The 594-nt window shown below is 56.6% G+C and carries 1 protein-coding gene; it reads right to left on the bottom strand.

Features of this window, described 5'->3' with window-relative positions; genetic code table 11:
• On the bottom strand, positions 1-594 hold a 594-nt coding region (locus KJB29_RS19120; protein ID WP_215735896.1), incomplete at both ends, for a hypothetical protein.

Here is a 594-nt window from a genome sequence, read left to right as displayed (position 1 = left end):
ATCATAATACCTTGCCTTCATGTAGTAAAGCCCGTTCGGCTCACTCATAACGCCGTATGTTCCCACATACTTGAACGGCTGGCTTATGCCTTCCTGCTGGTTGCCGATTGCCCCGAAGGGGGTGTAGGCATATCTGTTGACGATGTTGGCACTTGAATCAGTCAGCGCCACGGTGTGGCCGGTTGCGTCGAAATGGTAGCAGTACGGCTGGTTGCCAGAGGTCACCATGGCAAGAAGGCCGTTTCCGTAGATGTAGTAGCGGGTGATGGCGTTGGTGCCGTCCGCCTCGGCCAAGAGATTCCCGCTGGCATCGTAGATGTACCTGGTGACGACACCGTTCCTGGTCGCCTCCAGCCGGTTTCCTGCGCCGTCGTACTTGAACTGGTACGTCACTGCGCCACTGATATTTGTCAGCCGGTGGGCGTCGTCGAAAGTATAGATGTCACCTGTCCTGGTAGCAAGCTGCCCTTCGTTGTCGTAGGTGAAGCTGGTGCTCCCCGCCTGCTGGAGCCGGTTCTTCTGGAGGTTCATGGTGAAATTCGTGTTTGAGGCGGTGGCGTTGAGACTGATGGGTACGGTCTGGGTGACGTTGGT

Origin of the sequence: Geobacter grbiciae (genome assembly GCF_018531165.1) — a bacterium.
Classification (GTDB): domain Bacteria; phylum Desulfobacterota; class Desulfuromonadia; order Geobacterales; family Geobacteraceae; genus Geobacter; species Geobacter metallireducens.
The sequence above is the reverse complement of the archived record's forward strand: the minus strand, read 5'-3'. Positions and strand labels throughout refer to the sequence as shown.